At 37.9% G+C, this 21,878-nt stretch carries 23 protein-coding genes and 1 tRNA gene; 19 read left to right on the top strand and 5 right to left on the bottom strand.

What is annotated here, in order from left to right:
* Nucleotides 1-55 precede the first annotated feature (55 nt).
* The 8 genes from ACYQZ0_RS04765 to ACYQZ0_RS04730 are packed head-to-tail and all read left to right on the top strand — an operon-like array spanning nucleotide 56 to nucleotide 6,885.
* Nucleotides 56-931, top strand: coding sequence for a HepT-like ribonuclease domain-containing protein (locus ACYQZ0_RS04765; RefSeq protein ID WP_459775457.1), 876 nt, complete (start codon nucleotides 56-58; stop codon nucleotides 929-931).
* Nucleotides 931-1,422, top strand: a complete 492-nt coding sequence (locus ACYQZ0_RS04760; protein WP_459775456.1) for a thioredoxin family protein — start codon at nucleotides 931-933, stop codon at nucleotides 1,420-1,422. Before ACYQZ0_RS04765 ends, ACYQZ0_RS04760 begins: the two co-directional genes overlap by 1 nt.
* Complete coding sequence (locus ACYQZ0_RS04755; RefSeq protein WP_459775455.1) at nucleotides 1,419-2,627, top strand: TolC family protein; 1,209 nt, start codon at nucleotides 1,419-1,421, stop codon at nucleotides 2,625-2,627. Before ACYQZ0_RS04760 ends, ACYQZ0_RS04755 begins: the two co-directional genes overlap by 4 nt.
* Before the next feature lie 12 nt (nucleotides 2,628-2,639).
* Nucleotides 2,640-2,912 carry a hypothetical protein gene (locus tag ACYQZ0_RS04750; RefSeq protein WP_459775454.1) on the top strand — a complete coding sequence of 91 codons (273 nt, stop codon included), beginning with the start codon at nucleotides 2,640-2,642 and terminating at the stop codon, nucleotides 2,910-2,912.
* A 39-nt stretch (nucleotides 2,913-2,951) separates the two neighbouring features.
* Nucleotides 2,952-4,025: a TonB-dependent receptor gene (locus tag ACYQZ0_RS04745; protein WP_459775453.1), complete on the top strand. Its 1,074-nt coding sequence runs from the start codon at nucleotides 2,952-2,954 to the stop codon at nucleotides 4,023-4,025.
* Nucleotides 4,026-4,037: 12 nt separating this feature from the next.
* On the top strand, nucleotides 4,038-4,904 hold the full coding sequence (locus tag ACYQZ0_RS04740; protein ID WP_459775452.1) for a metal ABC transporter substrate-binding protein: 867 nt from the start codon (nucleotides 4,038-4,040) through the stop codon (nucleotides 4,902-4,904).
* Nucleotides 4,895-5,623, top strand: coding sequence for a metal ABC transporter permease (locus tag ACYQZ0_RS04735; RefSeq protein WP_459775451.1), 729 nt, complete (start codon nucleotides 4,895-4,897; stop codon nucleotides 5,621-5,623). Before ACYQZ0_RS04740 ends, ACYQZ0_RS04735 begins: the two co-directional genes overlap by 10 nt.
* Before the next feature lie 2 nt (nucleotides 5,624-5,625).
* The gene (locus ACYQZ0_RS04730) at nucleotides 5,626-6,885 is read left to right on the top strand and encodes an ArnT family glycosyltransferase (protein ID WP_459775450.1); all 1,260 of its coding nucleotides are present in this window, start codon (nucleotides 5,626-5,628) and stop codon (nucleotides 6,883-6,885) included.
* Between the two features lies 1 nt (nucleotide 6,886).
* Here the strand turns inward: ACYQZ0_RS04730 and ACYQZ0_RS04725 are convergent.
* The 3 genes from ACYQZ0_RS04725 to ACYQZ0_RS04715 form a co-directional block, all read right to left on the bottom strand.
* Nucleotides 6,887-6,963, bottom strand: a tRNA-Arg gene (locus ACYQZ0_RS04725).
* Nucleotides 6,964-7,000: 37 nt separating this feature from the next.
* A complete protein-coding gene (locus ACYQZ0_RS04720) occupies nucleotides 7,001-7,225 on the bottom strand; it encodes a hypothetical protein (RefSeq protein WP_459775449.1) in 225 nt (74 codons plus the stop codon).
* Nucleotides 7,197-7,787, bottom strand: coding sequence for a hypothetical protein (locus ACYQZ0_RS04715; RefSeq protein ID WP_459775448.1), 591 nt, complete (start codon nucleotides 7,785-7,787; stop codon nucleotides 7,197-7,199). Before ACYQZ0_RS04715 ends, ACYQZ0_RS04720 begins: the two co-directional genes overlap by 29 nt.
* Before the next feature lie 54 nt (nucleotides 7,788-7,841).
* Between ACYQZ0_RS04715 and ACYQZ0_RS04710 the strand changes: the two genes are divergently transcribed.
* From ACYQZ0_RS04710 to galE, 9 genes are all read left to right on the top strand, one after another.
* Nucleotides 7,842-8,291: a DUF2231 domain-containing protein gene (locus tag ACYQZ0_RS04710; RefSeq protein ID WP_459775447.1), complete on the top strand. Its 450-nt coding sequence runs from the start codon at nucleotides 7,842-7,844 to the stop codon at nucleotides 8,289-8,291.
* Nucleotides 8,288-9,124 carry a hypothetical protein gene (locus ACYQZ0_RS04705; RefSeq protein ID WP_459775446.1) on the top strand — a complete coding sequence of 279 codons (837 nt, stop codon included), beginning with the start codon at nucleotides 8,288-8,290 and terminating at the stop codon, nucleotides 9,122-9,124. The genes ACYQZ0_RS04710 and ACYQZ0_RS04705 overlap by 4 nt, the downstream gene beginning before the upstream one ends.
* Nucleotides 9,121-10,050, top strand: coding sequence for a multiheme c-type cytochrome (locus tag ACYQZ0_RS04700; RefSeq protein WP_459775445.1), 930 nt, complete (start codon nucleotides 9,121-9,123; stop codon nucleotides 10,048-10,050). The genes ACYQZ0_RS04705 and ACYQZ0_RS04700 overlap by 4 nt, the downstream gene beginning before the upstream one ends.
* Before the next feature lie 99 nt (nucleotides 10,051-10,149).
* Nucleotides 10,150-11,490, top strand: coding sequence for a flippase (locus ACYQZ0_RS04695; RefSeq protein ID WP_459775444.1), 1,341 nt, complete (start codon nucleotides 10,150-10,152; stop codon nucleotides 11,488-11,490).
* 14 nt (nucleotides 11,491-11,504) lie between these two features.
* Complete coding sequence (locus ACYQZ0_RS04690; RefSeq protein ID WP_459775443.1) at nucleotides 11,505-12,698, top strand: glycosyltransferase family 4 protein; 1,194 nt, start codon at nucleotides 11,505-11,507, stop codon at nucleotides 12,696-12,698.
* Between the two features lie 1,649 nt (nucleotides 12,699-14,347).
* The gene (locus ACYQZ0_RS04685; RefSeq protein ID WP_459775442.1) at nucleotides 14,348-15,451 is read left to right on the top strand and encodes a glycosyltransferase family 4 protein; all 1,104 of its coding nucleotides are present in this window, start codon (nucleotides 14,348-14,350) and stop codon (nucleotides 15,449-15,451) included.
* A complete protein-coding gene (locus tag ACYQZ0_RS04680; protein WP_459775441.1) occupies nucleotides 15,448-16,551 on the top strand; it encodes a glycosyltransferase in 1,104 nt (367 codons plus the stop codon). The genes ACYQZ0_RS04685 and ACYQZ0_RS04680 overlap by 4 nt, the downstream gene beginning before the upstream one ends.
* Nucleotides 16,552-16,607: 56 nt before the next feature.
* Entirely contained in the window at nucleotides 16,608-17,699 is a 1,092-nt protein-coding gene (locus ACYQZ0_RS04675) for an MraY family glycosyltransferase (RefSeq protein WP_459775440.1), read from the top strand.
* The gene (gene galE / locus ACYQZ0_RS04670; RefSeq protein ID WP_459775439.1) at nucleotides 17,696-18,544 is read left to right on the top strand and encodes a UDP-glucose 4-epimerase GalE; all 849 of its coding nucleotides are present in this window, start codon (nucleotides 17,696-17,698) and stop codon (nucleotides 18,542-18,544) included. Before ACYQZ0_RS04675 ends, galE begins: the two co-directional genes overlap by 4 nt.
* Before the next feature lie 162 nt (nucleotides 18,545-18,706).
* Here the strand turns inward: galE and nth are convergent, their stop codons facing one another.
* Nucleotides 18,707-19,396, bottom strand: coding sequence for an endonuclease III (nth, locus tag ACYQZ0_RS04665; RefSeq protein ID WP_459775438.1), 690 nt, complete (start codon nucleotides 19,394-19,396; stop codon nucleotides 18,707-18,709).
* Complete coding sequence (gene bcp / locus ACYQZ0_RS04660) at nucleotides 19,321-19,806, bottom strand: thioredoxin-dependent thiol peroxidase (protein WP_459775437.1); 486 nt, start codon at nucleotides 19,804-19,806, stop codon at nucleotides 19,321-19,323. Before bcp ends, nth begins: the two co-directional genes overlap by 76 nt.
* Before the next feature lie 34 nt (nucleotides 19,807-19,840).
* On the opposite strand from bcp, the gene ACYQZ0_RS04655 reads away from it, so the two are divergent.
* Both ACYQZ0_RS04655 and ACYQZ0_RS04650 read left to right on the top strand, forming a co-directional pair.
* Complete coding sequence (locus ACYQZ0_RS04655; RefSeq protein ID WP_459775436.1) at nucleotides 19,841-20,590, top strand: YebC/PmpR family DNA-binding transcriptional regulator; 750 nt, start codon at nucleotides 19,841-19,843, stop codon at nucleotides 20,588-20,590.
* A 58-nt stretch (nucleotides 20,591-20,648) separates the two neighbouring features.
* Complete coding sequence (locus ACYQZ0_RS04650; RefSeq protein ID WP_459775435.1) at nucleotides 20,649-21,869, top strand: baeRF12 domain-containing protein; 1,221 nt, start codon at nucleotides 20,649-20,651, stop codon at nucleotides 21,867-21,869.
* Nucleotides 21,870-21,878 lie beyond the last annotated feature (9 nt).

Genomic DNA, 21,878 nt, shown 5'->3' with positions numbered 1-21,878 from the left:
ACATTGGTGACCTCAACACGCATTTTTCAATCCATCAAGGAACTAAAATTTTTATATGAAGAAATCGCCGAAGATTAGCCTTATAATAGAAGCCTTCCATAACCTTGAGAAGGCATACGTTGACCTCAAGAAAAACCTTGAGATTCCTAAGGAGGAGTTCGTAAAGAACAAGCTCGTTCAGGACAGAGTGAGGATAGATTTTAACCTCGCCTTTGAAAGCAGTATGAGAGTGTGCAGGCACCTCTCAACAGTTTACGGAGTAAAGACTTCCTCAAAGGACTGCCTTTATAAACTCGCCCAGTTCATGGGGCTTCCCTTTGCGGAGGAGCTGAAAAAGTTCTCGGAGTTTTACTTCAGATACAGGGACCTCAAAGAGAGCGTCTCACCCGAAGAGCTTTACGACTTTCTCAAGAACAACCTGGTTCTCTTTAAGGAGTATGCGAGGGGAGTGATAGAGTATGTGAAGAAAACCACGGGAAATTACCTCCTAATAGACTTTGACCTCCTCAACGAAAAGGCAAAGTTCATAAAGGACTCGGTAAAGAAGATAGACTTCGTTCTATCCCAAGGCATTGAAGAGTTCAAGAAAACCCCCATGTATTACGACAGAGTTAAGTATTTCTATCAGGTTGCTTACGATTCCCTCTTTGATATATGCAAGCACCTCGCTCCCAAGTTCGGTATAAAGAAGTTCGGAGACGATTGCCTCACGAAGATGGTTGAAAAAGGCATAATTCCCGAGAGCTATTACGATACAGTTTTTAAGATGATGCTCCTTAAGAATAAGCTGATAAGCACGTGGGAGGTGAGCCCCGAGGAGCTTTACAACTCCTTAAAGGAACTGAACGATAAGTTCATACCCGTTTTAAGGGAGATATCAAGCTCCCTCAAGGAGCTTCTTCAGGAGAAGGCAAAAGCGGGAGGGAAGTGATGGCTGTGTTTCTCATTCTTCTCTTTCCCATTATTCTTCTTTCGCAGGAGGTTCCCTTTAAAAAGCTTTCTTTCCTTAACCTGAAGGAGGACCTTGAGGAGGCAAGAAGGGAGGGGAAGTATCTCTTCATAATGTTTGAACAGGAAGGATGTCCTTTCTGCGACAAGATGAGAAGAGTAACATTCCAGCACCCGAAGGTTAAGGAGTTCTTCACAAAGCACTTTTACATGGTTGAGATAGACATAAAAGGTTCAAATCCAGTCGTATACTTTGACGGAAGGGAGATGACCGAGAAGGAACTCGCCCACAAGTTCAGAGTAAGGGCAACGCCCCACTTCGTATTTTTTGACCAGAACGGAAAGGTTATCCTCTCAATTCCGGGATACATACCACCGGAGGAGTTCCTTCTGATAGGAAAGTTCATCGCTGAGGGACACTACAAGAAGATGAGCTTTTACAGGTTCAAGAGAATGTATAAAGATAAAAAATGATACTCCTTTTAATCCTGATTTCCCTCTCTTTTTCCATTGAGATTTCCCTTGAGGAAGCCATAAAGCTTGCCCTCAAAAACAACAGAACGCTGAAGAAGTTTGAGAGGCAGGTAAAATCCGCGGTTTACGAGAGAAAGCTCTCGGTTATAGAGAGGTTCTCACCTAAGGTTGATACAAGATTATCAAAGGATAAAATGGAGCTCGTAGCGAGAATTCTTCTCCTTGAGTTCACGAAAAGACTCCACAACATACAGGCTCAGAAGGAAAGGGAAAGGATTGCAAGGATAACCCTTGAAGAGTTTAAAAACAGGCTGAAGATAGAAGTTACAAAGCTTTACACCTCCATTCTCATTTACGACGTATACGCACAGGAACTCAGGGAGTTTATGGCGGTCTCTTACGTCAGGTTTGACAGGGAAAGGGAAAAATTGAGGCTCGGACTTTCAGACAGAGTTAAGGTAGCGGAGTGGGAAAGAAAATACAGGTATTACCGCTCAAAGCTACTTGAGATTCAGAGGAAGTATAACGAGACCCTATACAGACTAAATAGATACCTCCGCATAAATATGGAGGAGGACCTGAATCTCAAACCCCTAAACTTTAACGTTCCCAAGGATAAAAGCTTTGACGAAAAAGAACTTCTCAAATACGTTGATAACAACTACAGACTTAGAATAAAAAAGCACGAGATAGCCTACTACAGGGAGCTGGAGAAGGGAAGCAGAAGGCTCTTCTTTCCCGAGCTCGTCCTTGAGGGGAAACTCGGAAAGGACCTTGAGAACGGAGAAAACTATACAGAAATGAACGCGTATCTTAACATTCCCCTGTTTGACCCCTCTCAGAGGTTCAGAGTAAAGAGCTTAAAAGAAAAGATAAACTCCCTCACGAGGGAGTATGAGGAGATGAAAGAAGAAGTAAAGGAAAAGGTTTACACCTTCCCATACCTCTGGGACGAGTATATTGGGAAATACGTTTACGCAAAAACAAATATGAGATGGGCGGAGGAAAATCTTGAGCTAAAACGCTCCCAGTATGAGCTCCAGCTTGCCTTTGACCTCGGTTATGCAATGGCTTACTACACTCAGGCGGAGCGAATACTCCTTGAGAGCAAGGTAAACATACTCCTGTTTTTAATGAACGTTTACCACACCCTCGGCATGAACCCCGAAAAAGCTCTGAGAGGAAACCACTTTTTCTTAAAATAGAAATAACCAGAAATGTTAATAAAACTCCTGCTCGCTTTCTTACTGCTGTTTCTTGACTTTGCGGTTGTAGAGCACCACCACAAGGATTACAAGGTTCATAAAGATTGTTCCGTATGCTTAATACAGCAGGAACACAACCAAGAAAGCAGAACGGATAATGATATACATCTCGTAGTTTCCTTTATCCTTTTTAAAGAAAAGCTTTCCCTTCCTTATTTTAATCCCCCGCTGAGCAAAAGAACCTTTACCCGCACGAGGGCACCTCCCCATTTTCCTCTCCTCTAAAGGAATTTCTTTTTCAAAAAAACTTAAGGAGGTGCCCGAATGAAGAGGCTTGTTTCGGTTTTTATAATGAGTTTTGTGTTTGTTTACGCTCAGGAAAGATTGAAGGTCTATAATGTTTACAACCCCTTCAGTCAGCGTGCATTCCTTCCCGATATATCTCTAATCATTCAGGGAAGCTATGTAAACAGAAACGTATCCGATAAGAGGTATATGGACCTGTTGTTCGGTCATCACCACGGAGAAGAACACGAACACGGGCATACCCACACAATCGGTAAAAACGGCTTTAATCTTGATTACGCGGAGCTGTATATATACGCTCCCGTAGACCCTTATTTTGACCTTTACGCAACCATACCCTTCACAGAAGAGGACGCGGAAGTTGAGGAGGCTTACTTTACGACTAGGAGACTCCCTTACGGACTCAAGGTAAAGGGAGGTAAGTTCAGGAGCGGATTCGGAAGGTTGAACGAGTTCCATCCCCATATGTGGGACTTTACGGACCTTCCCCTCGTTTACCTCAGATTCCTCGGAGAAGAAGGGCTTACCGACAAAGGCATTCAGATAACGTGGCTTCCCCCAACACCCTTTTACCTATTACTCGGTGCGGAAGCACTCCAGGGAGAAAAAGAACCTACCTTTGATAAGAAGTTCGTTTATACGGGATTCTTGGAAACTTCCTTTGATGTGAAGGATATCTCAATACTTGCGGGAACATCCGTAGCCGTAGGAAGGTCCGAAGAGACTGACAACACAAGACTTTACGGAGTAGACCTCACCGCCCGCTACACCATAGACTCCTACAGATACTTTTCTCTGCAGGGAGAATACATTTACAGGGACAAGAAGGAAGAGGAACAGGGAGCTTATATACAGGGAGTTTATCGTTTTGATAGAAGATGGAGGACGGGAGTAAGGTATGACTTTATTGAGCAGGAAAAAACCGATTACGGATACGCCTTTATGCTTGAATACAATCCCACCGAGTTTTCCCGCTTTCGCCTCCAGCTCGGACAGAAGAAGCTCCGCCTTGAGGAAGAATCAAAAAGAGTTAACGAGTTTTCAATAATCTTCCAGATGGCTATAGGTGCTCATAAGGCTCACCCCTTTTAAGGAGGTGTGAAAATGATGGCTCTTTTCTTCCTTTTGACCTTTATCGTTTTTAGCTTTGCTCAAATAAAAGTTGTAGCCACCTATCCCTGGATAGGAAGCCTTGTAAGGGAAATCGGAAAGGATAACGTAAGTGTTTACGTAATAGCAAAACCCAACGAAGACCCCCACTTTGTAGTTCCCAAACCCTCTCACATAGTTCATCTCAGAAGGGCTGACCTTCTCGTTATAAACGGGGCTTCCCTTGAGATAGGTTTTCTTCCTCCCCTCCTTGACCAGTCCGCAAACCCCCGTATCCAGCCCGGAAGCCCCGGATTTTTAGACCTATCCCAATTTGTAGAACTCATTCAGAAACCAAGGCAGGTATCAAGGGCACTCGGAGACATACACCCCGAAGGTAATCCCCACTACCACCTTGACCCTATGAATATACCCAAACTCGCAAAAGCAATAACGATGAAACTCTGCGAGCTTGACACGGATAACTGCAACGCCTACCGCAAGAACCTTGAGGAGTTCCTATCCCGTTGGGAGATAAAGTTAAAGGAGTGGAACGAAAAGATGAAGCCCCTCAGGGGAAAGAAAGTGATTGCATACCACCACCTTTACGACTACTTCCTCCTTAGATACGGATTAATTCTTGTGGGAACAATAGAACCCCTTCCCGGGATACCTCCCAACCCCAGACATATAAATAAGCTCCTTGAGAAGATGAAGAAGGAGAACGTAAAGTGCATTCTCCAGGATACCTACCACGAGAAGAAAACCGCAAGGTTCTTAGCTTCAAGAACGGGAGCGGTAGTTCTCGTTCTTCCCCACGACGGATACGATATATTCAAGCTATTTGAAACCATAACGGGAGAGTTCCAGAAATGCAGATAATAGACGTTCTTTTAAAGGCTCTTCTTCTCTCCCTTATACTTCTCGGTATTCACTCCTACCTCGGTTTCAGAGTTATAAGGAAAGGAATTATATTTGCGGACATAGCGATAGCCCAGTGGGCAGCCCTCGGCATAGCCCTATCCCTGCTCCTCAACTTTCACGAAATATCGTGGCTCTTTTCCCTTTTATTCTCCCTTATCGCCTCCTTTCTTATATACCTTTCAGAAAGAAAAAGGAAACTTCAGGAAGCATTCATAGGGATTCTCTACGCAGCGGGAGCTTCCTGGATAGTTATACTCCTCTCAAAAAATCCCTCGGGAAGGGAAGAGTTTATGAACCTTATAGCTTCCGATATACTCTTCATAAGCGAGAAGGAACTCCTGTTTTCCGCCATTCTTTACACAATTATAGGGATTACTTTTTACATATTCAGGAATTCTCAATTAGAAAACCTTATCTTTTACCTGCTTTTCGGTATAACCGTAAGCAGTTCCGTAAAGCTCGTCGGCGTTCTCGTCGTTTTCTCCTTACTGCTCGCACCCCCTCTTGTGAGCACAATTCTAAATAAAGGACTTATCTTCGCCTGGATATACGGCTCCATAATAAACAGCTCCGCGGTAATCCTGTCCTACCTTATGGACCTCCCCACCGGCTTCACCACAGTAGGACTCCATACCCTCACCGCACTCCTGATTTTTCTCCTTAAAGTAAAATTTTGAAAATGCATTCCTCAGAAAAGAAAGCTTACCTTTATATACTCCTTTCCTCTTTCCTTTTTTTTATCTTCGGAAACTGGATTTTATCCCTCACATCCCTTGATGAAGGTAGGAACTTTTACGCTACCCTTCATATGCTCAAAACGGGAAACTTCGTAATTCCCGAATACAACTGTAGCCCGAGGTTTGAAAAGCCTCCCCTTCTTTACTGGCTCGGAGCTTTATCCTTTCTCGTATTTGGAGCTTCCGAGTTTTCCGCAAGGCTCGTTTCGGGATTGTCCGCCACCCTCACCGCCTTTCTCGTTTACCTTTTTTCAAAGGAGTTCTTAACAAAGGAAAAAGCCCTTTTCTCAGCCCTATCCTTTACACTCCTTATACACACCTGGATAGAATCAAGGGCATACGTCCCCGAGTTTACCCTTGTGTTCTTTTCAACACTTGGTTTATACCTGCTAATGAAAGAGCGGTTTACCCTTGCCTGGCTTTCTTTAGCTTTTGCCTTTCTCACAAAGGGACCCGTGGGACTTCTTCCCCTATTTATATACCTCCTCTGGAAAAGAAACCTCAGTTTTATAGAACTGAAAGGTATTATTCTCTTCCTGGTTGTGGGATTTTCCTGGTATTTCCTTATGATTTATCTGTACGGATGGAGCTACTTTTTTAAGTTCTTCATTTACGAGAATCTATACAGGTTCACTGGAAAGTATGAACTCCACCCCATGCCCTTTTACTTTTATCCCCTCATAATCCTATTTAGCTCCCTTTTATTCATTCCATTAATTCCGAAAATAATTAAAAATTATGATAGAAGGCTAAATTTTTTTCTGTTGTGGTTTTTCGCAGTCGTTATATTTTACTCGCTTTCAAAGAACAAGCTCCACCACTACATACTCTTTTCCTATCCTCCCCTTTCGGTAATCTTCGGAAATTACATAACAAAGAACTACCTGAAAAAGGTTTATGCGGTAGCCTTAATACTCTTCTCGCTCCTGCTTTTTGGAGCAAATTACTACGAGTCAAAACGCTTCACGCCCAAAGCTGTGGAATACCTGAAAGAAACAAATCCAAAGAACCTTTACTTTTACAAACACGAGAACTCCGCAATCGTCGCATACCTTTACAAATGCATCCCAAAAAAGGAAAAGTTCTCAAAAGGAGATTACTTAATTACAAAGGAGAAACACCTGAAGAACCTTAAAAATTACGAAATTATACTTAAAGGTATTGAGTTTGAAGGAAGGGAAGTTCTTGTCCGAATCAGATAAGTGGTGGGCCCGGAGGGACTCGAACCCCCGACCTGGGGATTAGAAATCCCCTGCTCTATCCAGCTGAGCTACGGGCCCTACAGAAAATTTATTATATTGCATTCCTCTCCATTTTTCAATCTGATTTTTTAAAGAGTTCAGAAAAAGCTTTTCCGGATAGTATATCCTTAGCAGGTGGTGTAATTTTTAGAAGAAATTCTATTAAAGCATCACTTTTAAACTTTTCTCTTGGTCTTGTTCTTTTAAATCTTAGGGGATATCCCTTTTTAAATCTCTCAATTTTCACTTTATTGTATTCCTTCTCTATCTTTTCAAGGTTCAAGGTAATCTCCTTTTTCATTTTCTAACTCCTTTAAAAAATCTATTTTCCTCAAAGGCAAATTTTCTTTTCTTGCTCTTTTAAGCAGATATTCCAAATCTAATTCCTCTTTGTATTTCTCAAATAAATATTTTGCAATTTCACAATCACCCTGGCTTCTCCAGAATATACATGCATTTAATCTATCTATTATCAAATCTTCAATTCCTATAACTTTTATTTCAGCTTCAAGTTCAGGGATTTTAATTGTTCTGACTTTTTCGTAACTTCCTGCTAACACATTGTCAGGTATATCAACAAATAGTCCCAAATCCTCGGAAATAAATATTCTTCCTATTTCCTTGAATAATCCTGTTGATAATAGGATACTTCTTATTTCGTCTCTATTTTGTGCCACTAAATCTATATCTCCAGATACATAATGTCCAAAGGTATACAGCTCAACAGCACTACCACCTACTAGAATGGGAAAAGTTTCTGTTCCTTTTTCCTTAAGTTTCTTATTCAACCACGCAATAAATAGGAGCAATTTTTTTAATTCATTAGTTTCTTCTTTTATCCTTTTCAGTTCTCCTTCTAACATTACTTTAATAAATAATACTACTTGCATATATTTAATAAAAGGGAGGAATATGAAATGTTTAACCTTCACCCGCCTATGGTTCACTTTGTTATAGCGCTCTCAATTTCGGGAGCCTTTTTTGAGCTTCTCCACTTCATAACAAGAAAGGATATCTTCTCAAACGCCTCATTGCTTAACTTCCTTCTTGCTGTTCCCTTCGGATGGGCTGCGTGGTTTACGGGACACAAGCAGGAAGAAATTGTAGAGGATTTTATAAAAAACACCCACGCTTACTCACTTCTTGAAACTCATGAAACAATTGGTTTTATAGTTGCCGTTCTCGTAACTATTCTCGCAATCCTTAAGCTTATGTCCTCCTACAGAAACGTAAAGGCTCTTAACCTGATAGTTCTGCTCGTTTCTCTCATAACTTCAGCAATAATCGTTTATCAGGGAAATATAGGGGGGAAGATGGTATACATTTACGGAGTTGGTGTAAAACCAGTTATGGAGGGGCAAAGATGAGAAAAATTTCGCTCATGATTTTTGGACTTTCACTTTTTGCCTTCTCTCACGGCGAGGGAAAGGGAGAAGTTGTTCTCAAGAAACCTCCCGAAAGTCTGAAGAAGTATTATCCTCCACACTCCGAAAAGTTTGAGTTCTTGAGCAATATGCATACAATGAGCACGGCCTTTTACGCGGTCCAGCTGAACATTAACGACGAAAACTGGGAAAAAGCGGTTGAGTGGGCTAAAAAGCTTGTTGAAACCTATAAGAAGACCTCCGAGATGGTTCCCGAGTGGAAAGATTACTTTGACTTTAAGAAGGCGGACAACTATCTCAAAGCGGTTGAATCAAGGAATGTTGATAGAGTAATAAAGGCCTCGCGGGAGCTTGGGAAAACCTGTGCAAAATGCCACCAGGATAATGAGATAGCGGTAAAGATTTACTACCACTTCCCGAACTTTGAAGAGGTTAAGGTGGAGGACCCCATTGAGTTTACCGAGATGAAGCTCGGGGACTTTATGAAAAAGCTCACAAACTCTCTGAAGGTTACGAATATATACCTTTCTCAGGGGAACATTACCTCAGCACAGGAACACGGAATAAACTTCGTGGAAAGGGCAAGGGCACTTAAGGAGACCTGTTCAAAGTGCCACACAAAAGAAGCGGAAATAGAAGTCATAACGGGAAAGGATTACGACAAAGCTCTGTCAGCCCTTGAGAACCTCTTTAACGCGGAGAAACCTAATCCAAATGAAATAAAGAAAAACCTCTCAAAGGTAACCGTAACCTGCTACACCTGTCATAACGTTCACCTCATACCTGCTAAGATAAAATCCGCACTCGGTAAATGAAGCTTTTTCTTTTCTTAATTCTTCTTTTTACGCTCGGATGTGAAAGGCTGAACGAGATATTCCTTGAGGAGGATTTACTCCAGAGACCACCCTCAAAGAGGTGTTCCGACTGCCACGCAAGGATATACGAAGCCTGGAAAGAGAGCAGGCATTACCACGCCTGGATAAGCGAACAATTCAAGGAAGAGACAGAGAACTATACAAAGCTCAAGTGTCTTTCCTGCCACGCACCCCACCAGGTTGACCCCATGAAAAAACCCCTTTTAAGGGTTGAGAGAAGACACGAAGGCGTAAACTGTATAGCTTGCCATTTCAAAGAGGAAACGAAATCAATGCACGGACCTTATAAAGTATGGTCCCCACCACACCCCTCAACGGAAGACAAGAACTACACAAAATCCGAGATATGTGCCGGATGCCACCAGAAGACTTATAAGGAGTGGAAGGCCGCACGGGTGAAGATAACGTGCCAGCAGTGTCATATGAAGGTTGTTGATTACACCTGGATAATGGATAAATTCCCCTTCTTCCTCTTCCACACGAGGAAAGCCCTTCACGACCACACATTCCCGGCAGGAAAAGCTAAACCGAAGGACATAAAGATATTCCTCCAGGATGAAAAGCTTAATATAGTCAACGTAGGAATCCCCCACAACCTCCCTACCGCAGACCAAGGAAACCCTAGGTATTACATGATTGTAAAAATCTTCTACAAAAACGGAAAGAGTAAAACGATAAGGAGGGTATTCTTTGCCCAGGCGAAAACTGCACTTAGATACCTCCAACCTTTTATGCTTAAAATCCCCAACTACGAAGAGGTTCAAAAAATAAGGGTAGAACTTTACAGAAAGCTTGCATGGCAAAAGAAAAAGGAACTTGTTCTGATAGATGAGCTAAAGCCATTGAAAATCAGCATTAAAGATTAATTTGAGCGAAGTATTATAAAGCCAAAAAATTAGGGCTTGAAAAGTCAGAAGCGATGTGTAAAATAAAAGATTTGGAAATAAGGGAATAGTATATGTGAAATGATAAATATTCATGTCATTGAAAAACTGAGAGATAAGTTCGAAGGTGATATTCACTTCAAAGAACTTCTAAAAGGAAGTATAATTTTCTTTATATTAAGGATTTTGGGATTCCTCTTAACTTATACCTTTATGCTTCTTATAACAAGAACTATGGGCACAAGCACATGGGGAATATTTACGTTAAACCTTACAATACTTCATATAGTATCTTCTTTTGGAAGACTAGGGTTTGATATAGCTCTTTTGAAATTTATTTCAGAGTATAATACAAAAAATTTAGGGGGTACATTAAAATGGCTTTATTTATTAACTATAAAAATAGTATTATTTATATCTATTTTACTTTTTTTAGTATTGTATTTTCTTTCATCTTATCTTTCTGAAAATATATTTAATAAGGATTACCTTCAATCCTATATAAGACTTGTTGCATTTGCCATACCTATTCTTAACTTGCTTTATATAAATACGGAAAGCATAAGAGCTTTTAAGAAAATAAAGGAATATATTTTCCTTCAAAACTTATTTCCCAATCTCACTGCTCTAGTGATATCTGGAACGGCAATATGCTTGTTTAGTTTTTACAATACGAAATACATAGTATTGGCATATATTTTAGGTTTAACCTTTGCTTTGTTTTTTAGTTTTATAGTTTTAATAAGGAATTTTAAATGTTTAAACAACGATAAAGAAGATATATCAACAAAGTATGTGCTTTCTGTGGCCTTTCCTATGTTTATATCAAATTCTTTCTTTATAATGCTTTTCTGGGCAGATACAATAATGTTAGGAATTTGGAGGACGGAAGAGGAAGTGGGGGTTTATAATGTAGCAGTTAGGTTATCAATGCTAACAAGTTTCACACTTGCGTCTATAAACTCAATTGCTGCTCCAAAGTTTGCAGAGCTTTGGGCGAGAAGAGATATCGAAGGTCTTAAAAGGGTAGCGCAGCAGTCTACAAAACTTATTTTTTTGTCTTCCACACCTATACTTATTCTTTATCTTTTAATTCCAGAATGGTTTATGGGATTATTTGGAGAAGAGTTTAAAAAAGGTGCACCAGCTTTAGTGTTTTTAGCAATAGGGCAGTTTGTAAAAGCTATTAGTGGGAGTGTTGGATACATTTTACAAATGACAGGGAAACAAAAAATAGTACAAAATATAATATTAATAGCTACTTTGATAAATATAGTGTTAAATATGATGCTAATACCAAGATTTGGTTTAGTGGGAGCATCTATTGCAAGTACATTTTCTATATGTTTTATTAGTGTAACATCTTTTTTCTTAGTAAAATTTTATTATAATTTTTATATTTTACCAGTTAAAGTTAAATAATATAGGTACTTATTATGAGGATTTTATATATAAATGTTCTTTATACACCACTTATAGGGGGAGGAACTGAAATTACTTTAAAAAATTTAGTGGAAGGTGTTCGTGATTTAGGTCATAAAGTAAGGGTTTTGAGTTTTTGGGATAAAGATGATGGAGAAGAGATTATAGATGGAATCCCTGTTTATAGAGCAAAGATTCCTAATGTTTATTTACCATACGGGGAAATTAGACAACCATTTTTAAAGAGAAGGCTATGGCATATTTTAGATATTTATAATCATATATCTAAGAAAATTGTACTTAAACAGATTAGAGATTTTAAACCTGATATTATATCAATTCATAATACTCAAGGTTGGTCTTGTTCTATATGGGATGCTGTAAGTGAATCCAATGTGCCAGCTATACAAGTTCTTCATGATTTGTACCTCCTATGTCCGACTAATATGTTCAAAAATAATGTTGTATGTAAGAAACAATGTTTAACTTGTAAGCTAATGAGACTTCCTTATAAATCAAAATCTAACAAACTCAAAGCTGTTGTTGGAGTGAGTAATTTTATTCTCAACAAATTGTTAAGCTATGGATATTTTAAAGATGTACCAATTAAAAAGGTAATATATAACTCTAGGAGGAAACTGAGTAGTGTCATTGTTGAAAGAAAGACAGATCCAAGGTATATAAATTTTGGTTTTATAGGTACACTGGCACCAAATAAAGGAGTAGAGGTTTTATTGAGAGCCTATCATAAGATTAAAAAACCAAACTATAAGTTATTTGTAGCTGGCACTGGCAAACAGGATTATGAAGAATATCTAAAATCAAAATACAAAGATGATTCAATTATTTTTATGGGAAAAGTAAAACCTAAAGACTTTTTTGAGAAAGTAGATGTTACTATTGTTCCAAGTATTTGGTATGAAAACTTACCTGGAGTAATTATAGAATCTTTTGCTTTTGGAATTCCTGTAATTGGAAGCAACATAGGCGGTATACCTGAAATGATTATTGAGGGAGTAAATGGTATGCTTTTTGACCCTTATAAGGAAGGGGATTTAGAGGAAAAATTGTTAAAGTTTGAAAGCGAGATTTCGGATTGGAAGAATAAAGCCGAAATTATAAAACAAAGTGCTCAGAAGTTTTTAGATTATGAAGGATGGTTAAAACAGTGGGAAGAATTATATAATAGCGTTAAAGATATGAAATGAGAGAGATAAGTGAAGTAAGTTGGAATACTCGCATTGAAGATGTAAATGTAAAGTTAAGAGTGTTATTGGTTTCATTTACGTTTGTTTTAGTTTCATCTATTCTGTTTATTTTTCCTGTTTTCTTGCTGCTTGGATTTAGTCCAGATAGCTTTAACTATTAATAATACTAATTGATCTTACAATAAGTGTTACATAAAAGCGAATCGCAAACAAGTTTTTAGATTATGACGGTTAGTTCACTAAGATGGAAATAACTTATGTTGGAGTATTTGTTATTTTTCTTGTGTTTTTTTTCTTCAAACACTCAAAATTCCTAGTATATTTCCTTATTGTTTCTCTTAGTTTCCAAGTCACAGGAGTACTAAATATACCAAGCATAAAGTATTCAATGCAAGTATACAAGTTTCTAACAATTGTAATCTCCATAAAATTCTTATTATTTTTGCTATACAAATCTTTTAAGTTTACCATATCAAAAAGCGGTAAGAAAATTTTGACACCAGGTTTTGTATTCGTAGTATTTTCATTCATTTATTCGTTAGAAGCTCCGTTTATATTCCAAGATTATCCTGTTTTTCCGCCATGGTTAGGAATAGATTACTCAGCAATATTTGGACCGTCTCCTCTGCGCTTTTCATTGTATAATATTGCTCTTCCAACATATATCATCTTTTATTATCTTTCACTGGTATATATTTTTACTTTACGATGGAAAAAAGGAGATATTCTAACTATAGAAAAAATAATGGATATACTTTTTGTTTTCTCGGTAGTAATCTCTATATCACAGCTTTTATCTACATACATTGGTACATTCGATCTAACACAAATTTTTTACAATATATTACAAAGGGAACAAAAATACAGCTACTCAATTCCAAATATTGTAAGAATACAGGGAACATACCTAGAACCCAGCATGTTTGCTCCATTCTTGGTTGGAATGTATTCGCTATATACTTATAAAACTTTACGAAAATTCACTTTTAAAAACTTCATATTTTCAGTACTAAGTATTTTCCTTATTATCCTTTCTGCAAGTACAACAGCTTATATCGGGACTATTATCATTTCTATCTTCATCATGAATACTAAAGTAATAAGATTAAGAAGTATGTTCTTAGTATTTAACTATAGAATTTTTTTCTCGATGATATTGCTAATAGTATTAGTAATATGTTTTGTGCTTATAATAATACAGGTCTACATAGGTATAGATACCCTTTTTCATTTAATACGTATATTTCTAATAGAAAAGTATGAAAGCGTATCATTTAAAAATAGATTATCTTCAGATCTTTTTGCTATAGAACTGTTTTTAAAAACCTATGGGATGGGTGTCGGATTGGGAAGTAATAGACCATCATCTTTGATTACATATCTAATATCCCAAGTTGGTATCTTAGGTACATTATTCTTTACCATTTTCATTATACAACTTCTTAAGAACACATATACATCACTAAAAAAAGAAAAATTTGAATATTTTTTTCTTATTCCTTCAGTAATATTATGTCAAATTCTTTCATATCCAGACATTACTAACCCTACATTGTGGCAGTTTATATATGTTGTTTCTATAATTTATCTTATTAGCAAAGCAAAAAAATTGAATATGAATACTACTAATAAGTAAGTTGTAGTAACAAATGTACATATATATAGATGGACTATTTTACAAAGGCTCTGGAATAGGCAGGTACTACGAATCCTTGGTAAAAGAGTTTGCAAAAAGGGGGATAAAGATTTATACGTGTGTGCCTAAAAGGCTAGAAGATGACTTTGAAAAAGATTTTAAAGATGTAACCACCAATATAGAGCCTATTTTTGTAGATTATGAAAAATTTTCTATAAAAGGATTTTTTAACCAATCAAAAATATTAAAGGCGTTAGAAAAAAAGGTAGATTTGTTCTTTTACCCTCATATAAATCTACCTTTATACATACCATCAAACACAATTACAACTATTCATGATTTGAGACCTTTTACGCAGTTTTGGGATAGAAGCACTCTTAAAAAAGAAATATTTAGAGTCTATATAAAAAGAGCTCTAAAGTATTCAAAAGGAGTAATTACCATATCAAACCATGTTAAATTTGAACTTCAGAATGTCTTCAAAGCTCATCAAAACAAAATCAAAGTAATCTACGAGTTCGTAGATGATAAATTTCATCAAAAAAGTAAAATACAAAAACCTATTATAGAAGGTGATTATATACTGTTTGTGGGAAATCGCAAAAAACACAAAAACTTAACAAACCTTATATTAGCGTTTAACAAAATAAAACATTTAGTAAACGCAAAACTTGTTATAGCAGGCTCCAAGGAGAGAATTTTGGAAGATGAGGTTGATAAACTTATAATGACGCTTAACCTAAAGGAGTTTATAGTAGAAATTTTATCCCCTTCAGATGACGAGCTCATAAATCTTTATCAGTATGCGAAACTTTTTGTTTTTCCTTCTTTATTTGAAGGCTTTGGATTACCACCTTTAGAAGCAGCTGCTTTGAACTGTCCTGTAATAACTTCAAATATTCCTGTGTTAAGAGAAATTTTAACAGATGAAATAGCATGCTTTAATCCGTATGACCCTAAAGATATATCAGATAAGATATATAAAGCCATGACAGATAATGAGTTTAGACTAAAACTTCTTAATATTGCAAAAAAAAGGCTCCAACTTTTTCAAAAGGAGAAAATAATTGAAGAATTTATAGAATATTTTCATAACATATTAAGAGGCAAAGCATGAAGGTACTACACCTTGGTAAACTATGCCCTCCAAGGGAAGGAGGAATAGAGCTTTTTTCTTATGATCTACTAGAATATCTAAATAAAAAAGGAGTAAAAGCGGATCTGTTATGTTTTGGTAATGAAACTGCTAAAAAGGAATATAGATCTTTTGAATATTTTGAATCAAAGATGAATATAAAACTGAACTCTGCACCTTTGTCTTTGGATTTTATTAAAACTTTCAAGCAAATAGAAAAAAAATATGATATTATTCATGTGCATAGTCCAAATCCTTTAGCTGAAATGGTCGCTTTATTTACATCAAAAAATATTATAATTCATTGGCATTCTGATATTGTAAGACAAAAGATATCTTATATATTTTATAAACCTATTCAGCAACTTATGTTAAGAAAAGCAAAAAAAATAATATGTACATCCCCCCAATACTTTGAAACTTCAACTCAAATAGAGAATTTTAAAGAAAAAGTTATTATTATACCATTAGGATTAAGTACAAATAGGTTAAATTCAGAAGAATTAGATAAAAAATGGCTCGGGCTACAAAGTAAATTAAGAGGTAAGAAAATAGTACTTTCAATAGGAAGATTAGTTTATTATAAAGGTTTTGAATATTTAATAAAAGCATCTAAATATTTAGATAATGATATTGTAATACTAATAGTAGGAGATGGACCTCTTTATAAGAATCTTAAGAATCTAATAAAAAAACTTCACTTAGAAAACAAAGTATTTCTTTTAGGCAGAGTAAGGAATACAGCTGTTTTTATCAAAAACTGTGATGTATTTTGCCTTCCTTCTATTGAACGTTCTGAAGCTTTTGGCCTTGTTCTAGTAGAGGCCCTCTTCTACGGAAAACCTCTTGTTACTACAGATGTTTATGGTTCTGGTATGAGTTATATAAATATAAATGGCATTACTGGTTTTGTTGTACCACATAAAAATCCTAAAGCTTTGGCAAATGCGATTAATAAAATATTATCAAATAAAGACTTATATCATACTTTTTCAAAAAATGCTATTAGAAGATTTAAAGAATTTGAAATAACTTCAATAGGAAATAGAATTTTAACTTTATATAGGGAAGTATTGAAATAGCTAATTTTTAAGGTTTTGTGGCAAAATCTTCCGGATTTCATTTTTAAGCTAAAGCTATGATACTTTTTGCGAGTTCATTTCTTATATCCTTTGTTATTAATTTTCTTGTAATTAAATCCAATTTAATAAATGCAAGAGATTACAAAAATGGAATCCAGAAGTTTCACACATGGGATGCAGTAAGAATAGGAGGAGTTGGAATATTTTTAGGTTTTTCCTTTTCAGCATTTCTCCTATTTGAAGACAAAGTATATACTTGTAAACTAATTATAGCTTGTTTACCTGTTTTTATAGGTGGATTACTAGAAGATATAATGAAAAAAATAAATGCTAAGTTAAGGCTGTTATTTGCTTTTGCTTCGGGCATATTATCTGTATTTCTACTTGATGCTTACTTAACGAGGGTTGACTTCACTATATTTGATTACTTTCTCAAAAATTACTTTATTGTCTCAGTATTGTTTACTTCCTTCGCTTTGGCTGGCGTTGCGAATGCTATAAATATAATTGACGGTTTTAACGGTCTTGCTTCTGGTGTAGGACTAATTATTTTTACTTCATACGCTTATGTTTCTTTTATTTTAAACGATGAACTCCTATTTGCTGTAAGTATTTCTTATCTCGGTGCTCTACTAGGCTTCTTCTTATGGAACTTTCCAAAAGGAAGAATATTTTTAGGTGACGGTGGAGCTTATCTTACGGGATTCTTAGGCGGTTTGATTGGGGTTCTTATGGTAAATAGACATCCTGAAGCATCTGCTTGGTTTCCCCTTACACTTATGTTTTATCCTGTGTGGGAAACATTATTTTCTATCTACAGAAGAATATTTATCCAAGGATATTCTTCTACAGAACCGGATGTGAAGCATTTACATTCTTTAATATATAAAAGAATTATTAAAAAAGAACTCAGCGAAAACAGACCATCATGGTTATTGAATTCTCTCACTTCACCGTATTTATGGTTCCTTGAATTAATTTGTGCCATACCTGCTGTTATGTTCTGGGATAACACCTTAGCTCTTATTTCTACATGTATTATCTTTGCAATATTCTACACCTGGTTTTACGGTAGACTTGTTAAATTTAAAGTTCCTAAAATCGCAAAAATACTGATTCCTAAATATATTTTAAGGAGTTTGCAATGAAAATTCTTGTTACAGGCGGAGCAGGATATATAGGGTCGCATACCGTAAAACTCCTGGGAGAAAAAGGTTATGAGGTTTTAGTTTATGACAATCTTTCTACAGGACATGATTGGGCTGTTCTTTACGGGAAATTGATAGTGGCTGACCTTTGTGATAAAGAGACGTTGAGAAAAGTTTTCAAGGAATTCAGACCAGATGCAGTAATTCATTTCGCTGCCAGTATTGTTGTTCCCGAAAGTGTTAAAAATCCACTAAAATACTACAGAAATAATGTAATAAATACAATAAATTTATTAGAAATTATGGAAAAGTTTAATGTAAACAAGTTTATATTTTCCTCATCTGCAGCGGTTTACGGAATACCTGCTAAAGTTCCTGTTTCTGAAGAAGAAAGCTTAAATCCGATAAATCCGTACGGAGAAACAAAAGCTACTGTTGAAAGGATATTAAGAGATATTAAGAATTCTGGGAAAGATTTTCACTTTGTCTCTCTCAGATATTTTAATGTGGCGGGAGCTTCTCCGGATGGAAGTTTAGGAGAAGCTCATAATCCCGAAACGCATTTAATACCCTCCATATTGAAAGCTATTTTAAATCCTGATTTTAGGTTTTATTTACACGGAACAAATTATCCAACACCTGATGGAACCTGCATTAGAGACTACATTCATGTTATGGACTTGGTAGAAGCACATATTTTAGCCCTTGAATATCTTATGGACGGCGGAACAAGCGAAGTATTTAACTGTGGATACGGATACGGTTTTTCGGTTCTTGAAGTTATAGATACAGTCAAAAAAGTAACGGAAAGAGACTTTAGAGTTGAGGAAGCACCCAGAAGGTAAGTAGACCTGCCTATTTTAGTGGAGTTAAGTAAAAAGATTAGGAGTAAGCTTAACTGGAAACCGAAATACGACGACCTTGAATTTATAATTAAAACCGCATGGGATTAGGAAGGATTTAACAGGAGAAGTTTAAAGTAAAGAGAACGTAATGTATTTTTATATTTAGCCGCAGGATTTCTTATAATACCCGCATAAATCTTTTATAACACATTTCTCGCATTCGGGCTTTTTGGCTTTGCATATACTCTTTCCGTGGTTGAGAAGGAGAAGGGAGAACTTGGTCCATAACTCCTTCGGAACTATTTCCATGAGCTCCTTTTCCATCTTATCGGGATTTTTCTGCTTGCTCAGGCTTATTCTCTCGACAACCCTGTGGACGTGTCTATCGACGATTATGGCGGGAAGGCCAAAGGCTCCACCTATCACCATGTTTGCAGTTTTCCTCCCCACTCCAGGAAGTTTAGTTAAACTCTCAATGTCCTTCGGTATCTCGCCCTTGTAAAGTTCAATGAGTTTCTGACAGCACTCCTTTATCAGTTTTGCCTTTCTCCTGTAGAAGTTTATGCTTTTTATGTCCTTCTCAAGCTCCTCAAGGGAGGCATTTGCTATATCCTCGGGCTTTTTGTACTTCTTAAAAAACTCCTTGCTTACTTTATTGACAACCTTGTCGCTTTCCTGTGCCGCAAGTATAGCCATAACAAGGAGCTGGAAGGGATTTTCAAACTCAAGCTCTAATTTGGGATTCGGGTAAACCTTCTCAAGCCTTTTTACTATCTCTACCGCTTTTCTTCTAAGCTCTTCAAGGTTTCTATCACCTTCGCTACGTGCCCCTTTGCCTTTACGTTTCGCCATGCCTTTATTATTTTACCCTCTTCGTCTATAACGAAGGTTGAGCGTATAATTCCTTTCGTAACCTTTCCGTAGGCCTTTTTCTCCCCATAAGCTCCGAATATTTCCGCAACCCTTTTATCTTTATCAGAAAGGAGTATAAAGTTAAGTCCGTACTTTTCCTTAAACTTTTTATGGGAGTTTACGCTGTCTGGACTTATTCCCATAACTACGTATCCCATCTCCTTCAGGAGGTTTAAGTTATCCCTGAAATCGCAGGCTTCCTGTGTGCATCCAGGAGTGTTGTCCTTGGGATAAAAGTAGATAATTAATCTCTTTCCCTTGAATTCTTCAAGGCATATCTCCCTTTCCTTTCCTTCTTCGTCTACTCCGGGAAGGCAGAAGTTCGGAACCTTATCACCTTCTTTGAGCATACTTATATTCTAACATTTTTTATATTTATATAGTATGGCAGGGCACAGTCACTGGGCACAGATTAAGCACAAGAAGGCTAAGGTAGATGCACAGAGGGGTAAGCTCTTCAGCAAACTCATAAGGGAAATTATAGTAGCCACAAGACTGGGAGGTCCGAATCCCGAGTTTAACCCCCGGTTGAGAACCGCTATAGAACAGGCTAAAAAGGCGAACATGCCCTGGGAAAACATAGAGAGGGCTATAAAGAAGGGTGCTGGAGAGATTGAGGGTGAGCAGTTTGAAGAGGTTATATACGAGGGATACGCACCAGGCGGTGTTGCGGTTATGGTTATGGCTACAACGGACAACAGAAACAGAACGACCTCCGAGATAAGGCACGTTTTCACGAAGCACGGGGGAAACCTGGGTTCATCGGGATGCGTGTCTTACCTCTTTGAGAGGAAAGGATATATAGAAGTTCCCGCAAAGGATATATCTGAAGATGAACTCTTAGAAAAGGCTATAGAAGCGGGAGCCGAAGACGTCCAGCCTGGCGAGGAGGTTCACATAGTTTACACATCCCCAGAGGAGCTATACGAGGTTAAGGAGAAGCTTGAGAAGATGGGTGTTCCCGTTGAGAAGGCACAGATAACCTGGAAACCCATTTCCACCGTTCAGATAACCGACGAGGAGACCGCTCAGAAGGTTTTAAAGCTCCTTAACGCGCTTGAGGAGCTTGACGATGTTCAGCAGGTAATAGCAAACTTTGAGATGCCCGAGGAGCTCCTTCAGAAAGTAAGCTAATCTTCTCCTTTCTTTCCCTCTAAAATATAAATAGTTAACCTTTATAAGGAGGAGGTGGATGGCTAATCTACGCGAAACGCTGGAGAGACTTGCGTCCTTCAGACCCGACAAGTATTACGTTACGACCCTTTACCTCAGGTTAATGCCCGAAGACAGGCAGGATAACAAGTATCTCTTAACTTATAAGGACCTTGTAAAGAAGAAGGAAGAAGAGCTCAAAAGAGCGGGAGATAAGGACGTTGTGGCATCCCTCAGGGAAGATGTTAAAAGAATTCAGGATTTCTTATCGGAGCCTAAGAACCTTGAGAACTGCAGGGGTATAGCGGTTTTCTCCTGTGCTGCGAAGGGACTTTTTGAATATGTAAAGCTTCCCTACGTTTACAGAAACAGGCTGATGTTTTCACCCGACCCCCTTGTTAGGGAGATTGCCGCGATAGATGAGGAGTTCGGAAGGGTTGCGGTTCTTCTTGTTGACAGGAAGCACATAAGATACTTCCTCATGGATATAACGGGAATAGAGGAGAAGCTTGACTTTCTTGAGCCCATGACTACGAGGGCTCACAGATTTCACAGCGGTGGAGCGCTCCTAAAGGGTGCGGAGGGAACGTTCCAGTACAGAATGCCCGCAAGGGGAGCAGCTCCTAACGTCGTTCAGCACGGAATGGGAGAGTGGAGGTTTCACTCAAGGTTGAGGGAAGAGTGGCACAGAATACTTAAGCTTGCCTCTGGCGCACTCTTTGAGGAGTGGAAGAGGGTTTACTTTGACAAGCTCGTAATAGGCGGGTTCATAGAAGAGGGCCTGAGGGAGATAGAGAACTTCCTTCACCCTTATCTGAAGGAGAGGCTCGTCGGATACATAGAGGCAACCCCCGAAGAGATAAAGCCCCACCAGGTTTGGGAAAAGGTTCTTGACCTCCTCTGGAAAAAGGACAGGGAACAGGAAAAGGAAGTAATCGCGGAGCTTAACGAACTTATAGGAAGAGGTCTTGCGGTAAACGGTACTTCTAAGGTTCTTGAGATGCTTGCAATAGGGAACGTGAGAACGCTCATACTTCCCGAGGACTTTGAAAAGCCCGGATACCTGTGTCCAAAGAGCCACCTCGCATTTCTAAAGCCCGAGTGTCCCCTCCCCGACGAGGAAGCGGTTCCCATAAGCGACGTTGTGGATGAAGCCCTTGAGGAGGCACTGGACCAGAAGGCAACCGTTGAGGTGATAATAGACAAAGAACTTCAGAAAAAGGTTGATGGTCTTGCCGCATTTTTAAGGTTCAGGCTGTAACCTTTCTTT

The organism is Aquifex pyrophilus, assembly GCF_054656935.1.
The sequence above is the reverse complement of the archived record's forward strand: the minus strand, read 5'-3'. Positions and strand labels throughout refer to the sequence as shown.